General features: G+C 56.7%; 5 protein-coding genes. All 5 read right to left on the bottom strand.

Going from position 1 to position 4,537, the window contains the following annotated elements; genetic code table 11:
* A partial coding sequence (locus ABJQ89_RS10025) for a Mur ligase family protein (RefSeq protein ID WP_348496105.1) occupies positions 1-722 on the bottom strand: 722 nt, incomplete at its 3' end.
* A gap of 13 nt (positions 723-735) precedes the next feature.
* Entirely contained in the window at positions 736-1,458 is a 723-nt protein-coding gene (locus tag ABJQ89_RS10020) for a hypothetical protein (RefSeq protein ID WP_348496104.1), read from the bottom strand.
* Positions 1,459-1,583: 125 nt separating this feature from the next.
* Positions 1,584-2,666 (bottom strand): phospho-N-acetylmuramoyl-pentapeptide-transferase, encoded by a 1,083-nt coding sequence (gene mraY / locus ABJQ89_RS10015; protein ID WP_348496103.1) that lies wholly within the window; start codon positions 2,664-2,666, stop codon positions 1,584-1,586.
* Entirely contained in the window at positions 2,667-4,112 is a 1,446-nt protein-coding gene (gene murF, locus ABJQ89_RS10010; RefSeq protein WP_348496102.1) for a UDP-N-acetylmuramoyl-tripeptide--D-alanyl-D-alanine ligase, read from the bottom strand.
* Positions 4,109-4,537 (bottom strand): cyanophycin synthetase (locus tag ABJQ89_RS10005; protein ID WP_348496101.1); only part of this gene is annotated, 429 nt, incomplete at its 5' end. The genes ABJQ89_RS10005 and murF, both read right to left, overlap by 4 nt.

Below are 4,537 nucleotides of genomic sequence, written 5' to 3'. Positions count from 1 at the left end.
ATTTGACCCGCGAGGTGTTTGCCTTCTGCTTCATCCACGCCAATAATCGCGCGCTCTGGTCCGCCCTCGGCGAACAGGCGGCGTTTGGCGGCGAAATATCCGCCCATACCGTGATGACGATCAAGGTGATCAGGCGACAGGTTCGTAAACACCGCGATATCCGGCGTCAACGCGCGCGCGAGGTCGGTTTGATAGGAGGACAGCTCCAACACCACCACTTCGCCGTCAATCGCAGGGTCGATATCAAGCACCCCGCGCCCGATGTTCCCTGCAAGCTGCGTCGGGCGACCCGTGTGCTCCAGCACATGGTGGATCAGCGCGGAAGTCGTAGATTTGCCGTTCGATCCCGTCACCGCAACGACGCGGGGGGTGACGTCCATGTTGTCCCATTGGGAATTGGCGAAGGAGCGGAAGAAGAGCGAGATATCGTTGTCCACAGGCACGCCCAGCTCCAGCGCCTCTGCGATCACGGGGTTGGGCGTGGGGTAGAGATGGGGAATGCCCGGCGATGTGATGAGCAACGCAAGATCGGCAAGGGTCTTGCCGCGCAGCTTGGCGGTCTCGAATCCTTCTTCCTCCGCCTTAGCGCGGGCAGCTTCATTATCGTCCCAGCAAATCGGCACTGCCCCGCCCTCGCGCAAGGCGCGTGCAGCAGAAAGGCCAGAGCGCCCGAGCCCGAGCACGCCCACACGCGCGCCTGTGTAACCTTGCACTGGAATCATTTTAAGGCCTCCTTCAGTAGTATGGATCGCTTCCGTGGCCTTTGCTCGACCAAAAGTCTACCCATCGTGCTGCTTGGTCAACGATATGCAAAGCGCTGCAACGCTCGTTTTCAGTCGTATCAGGGAGTTGTTTTTGACCTAAAACCTGCTGTAAATCATGTTGTTTAGCAAATCTATCAGCCGCAGATCTCAAGCCTTTTCCCCATTCTGCAAATTCATTGCAAAGCATAGGCTGCCAAGCTTGCTCTATTTCTGTTTGGCTTAGAATATCTTTACAGTCTTCCAGAAACGATCCTCTGAAACTTGTGCGATCAATTCCCTCATAGGCATATTCGTTAGAATAAATTGGAAAACCATCACAATCCTCCATCGCTTGCAAAGCGCGGTAACCATGAAAATTTTGAAACGCCTCAGTTTCACTCTTGGCGTTCACAAATCCATTTTTTACAGCATATCTCAGCCAAGTATCCGCTTCGTCATCTGTCCCGACAATGGGGGCACCAATAGCTTCATAAACGGGGATTGAAATTTCTTGAAACCGCAAAACTGCACCTTCACGATCAACCTCTACAGAAGGTTTCACGAGGCCGAACAACTTGGCTGGTTTCACTTTTAGAAACCGGCTCGCGGGCAAGTCATCTTCTGGAAATCGATAATGAATGATCTTCCATGTTTCTTCGAATTCTTGTTCAAAACCTCTCAGAGGCTTTCCGAGAACGTTAATATCTAACCCCAATGCAGCAGTCCTTTTCGAAACATGATGAAAAACAAAAGTGAGATTGTTTTCCTAAATCCGTAAACTTGAGAAAGAAACTGACTAAATTATTTGTTTGGGAGGTGCGTGATATCACGCACCCTCCTTTAGCGCACCTTGAGGGTGGCGAGGCCGATCATGGCGAGGATCAGGGAGATGATCCAGAAACGGATCACAATCGTTGGCTCTGCCCAGCCCTTTTTCTCATAGTGGTGGTGGATCGGCGCCATCAGGAAGACGCGTTTGCCTGTGCGCTTGAAGTAGAGCACTTGGATAATGACCGAGAGCGCCTCGACAACAAACAAGCCGCCAACAATCGCCAGCACCAATTCGTGTTTCGTGGACACCGCAATTGCACCCAGAGCGCCGCCCAAAGCGAGCGAACCTGTGTCGCCCATGAACACCGCCGCGGGGGGCGCGTTGTACCAGAGGAAGCCGAGACCGCCGCCGAAGATGCCAGCGGTGAAGACCAGAATTTCGCCTGTGCCCGGCACGTAATGCACGTCTAGATATTCAGTGAAATCGACGCGGCCAACAGCATAGGCGATGACGCCCAGCGTGCCGGAAGCGATCATCACGGGCATGATGGCGAGGCCGTCTAGGCCATCGGTCAGGTTAACCGCGTTTGCTGCGCCGACGATGACGATCACCGCGAAGGGCACAAAGAGGTAACCGAGGTTGATCAACGTGTCCTTGAAGATCGGTAGGGCGAGTTGGTTTTGCAGCGCCTCGGGGTGGTATTGCGCGGCCCAGAAGCCCGCGATGGCGGCGATCACAAAGCCGAGGCCGAGACGGATTTTACCAGAAACGCCGGCTGTGTTTTGCTTGGACACTTTGGCGTAGTCATCAGCGAAGCCAATCGCGCCATAAGACATTGTTACAAATAGACAAATCAGAACGAATGGATTGTCGATGCGCGCCCAGAGTAGCGTCGATGTGAGCAGCGCGCCCACAATCAAAAGGCCGCCCATCGTGGGCGTGCCCGCTTTGACGAAGTGCCCTTCAGGGCCATCATCTCGGATTGGTTGGCCCTTGCCTTGTTTGCGGCGCAGCACGTTGATGAGCGGGCGACCAAAGACGAAACCGAAGATAAGCGCCGTTAAAAACGCACCGCCTGCACGGAAGGTGATGTAGCGGAAGAGGTTGAAAAAATCGCCCCCATCTGAGAGAGCGGTTAACCAATATAGCATTTACACATCGTCCTTTTTAACGTCTTTCGGGGCCGTATGGCCCAATTTGCGCACCGCGTCTACCACGCGCGCCAGTCCCATTGAGAGTGATCCTTTGGCCAGCACAACATCCCCTGCATCGAGGTCGCGGCCCACGGTTGCGGCCATCTCTGCGCTGGTTTCAAACCAGTGACCGCGCTTGGCTTCGGGCAGTGCGTCATAGCAGTGGCGCATGAGCGGGCCAACGCAGTGCAAGAGGTCAATGTCCTGCACGCTTGGCAGGTCCGCGACGGCGACGTGGAGTGCGATTTCTTGAGGGCCGAGTTCTTTCATATCGCCGAGATAGGCGATGCGGCGTCCTTTGGAGACGCGGCCGATATCGTGGATCACTTCTGCGGCGGCGAGCACGTCGAGCGCGGCGCTAAGCGAGGTCGGGTTGGCATTGTAAGCGTCGTCGATCAGCTCAAGCGTCATGCGGGTGTCGGCGGGATCGAGCGCGATCACTTCGCGCGCGCCTCGCCCTGTGAAGGGGGTCCATGTTGCGATGGCTTGCGCCGAGAGTGCGAGGTCGGCGCCAAGCGCTTGCGCACTGGCCAAAGCACCAAGGCCGTTCATCGCGAAATGCTGCCCTGCGCTTTGCACCTTAAAGAGGAGTGGCGCGCCGTTCGCCGTGGCTTGAACAACGGTGGTATTGCCACTCAGAACCACCTTTTCGAGGGTGTAATCTTGTGCGGTTTGGCCGAACCAAATCGCGGGGATGTTGGCTTCTTTGGCGGTCGCTTCGAGAACATGCGCGGTGTCGATATCCGCGTTCAGGATGGCGATGCCATTTGGCTCCAGCCCCTCCATGATCGCGGCTTTTTCGGTGGCGATCCCGTCGATGTTCTCAAACGCTTCGAGATGGGCCGCTGCGACTGTCGTGATCATCGCCACATGGGGGCGCGCCATTTTGGCGAGCGGAGCGATTTCACCGGGGTGGTTCATGCCAATCTCAATCACCGCGAATTCGCTGTCTTGCGGCATCCGCGCAAGGGTGAGCGGGACACCCCAATGGTTGTTGTAGCTCGCGACAGAGACATGGGTGCGGCCCTGTGCGCTGAGCACATCGCGGAGCATTTCTTTGGTGGAGGTTTTACCAACAGAGCCGGTGATCGCCAAGACGCGCGCGTTAGTACGTGCCCTGCCCGCGCGGCCCAAATCTTCAAGCGCGATGAGCACGTCTTTGACGATGAGCAGTGGTGCATCCTCTGCGACGCCTTCTGGAACATGGGTGACAAGCGCAGCGCCTGCGCCCTTTTCCAAGGCTTGCGCCACGAAGTCATGGCCATCACGCGCGGCTTTCAACGCGACGAAGAGATCGCCCGCCTCAATCGTGCGTGTGTCGATAGAAATGCCATTCACGGCCCAATCGCCAACGGCTGTGCCACCTGTGGCAGCAACAGCGTCCTGAGCGGTCCAGAGGCTCATGCGCGATCTCCTTCAAGGGCGGCGACAGCGACGCTGGCCTGTTCACAATCATCAAAAGGGAAGACCGTATCACCAACGATCTGGCCTGTCTCATGGCCCTTACCTGCGATTAAAAGCGCATCGCCTGGCCCAAGCGCATCAACGGCGCGCAAGATCGCTTCAGCGCGATCTGCGACCTCAATCGCTTCAGGTGCGCCGAGCATGACTGCGCTTCGAATGGTGGCAGGATCTTCAGAGCGCGGGTTGTCGTCGGTCACAAAGACCAAATCCGCGTTTTCTGCCGCCGCCTGCCCCATCAAGGGACGTTTTGTTGTATCGCGATCCCCACCAGCGCCGATCAGCGCCACAAGACGGCCCATCACATGAGGGCGCATCGCTTTGAGCGCGGTCTCAACCGCATCGGGCGTATGGGCGTAATCAACAAA

The sequence above is a fragment of the Planktotalea sp. genome, assembly GCF_039984035.1.
Taxonomy (GTDB): Bacteria; Pseudomonadota; Alphaproteobacteria; order Rhodobacterales; family Rhodobacteraceae; genus Planktotalea.
This window is presented reverse-complemented; position numbering and strand designations above follow the sequence as displayed.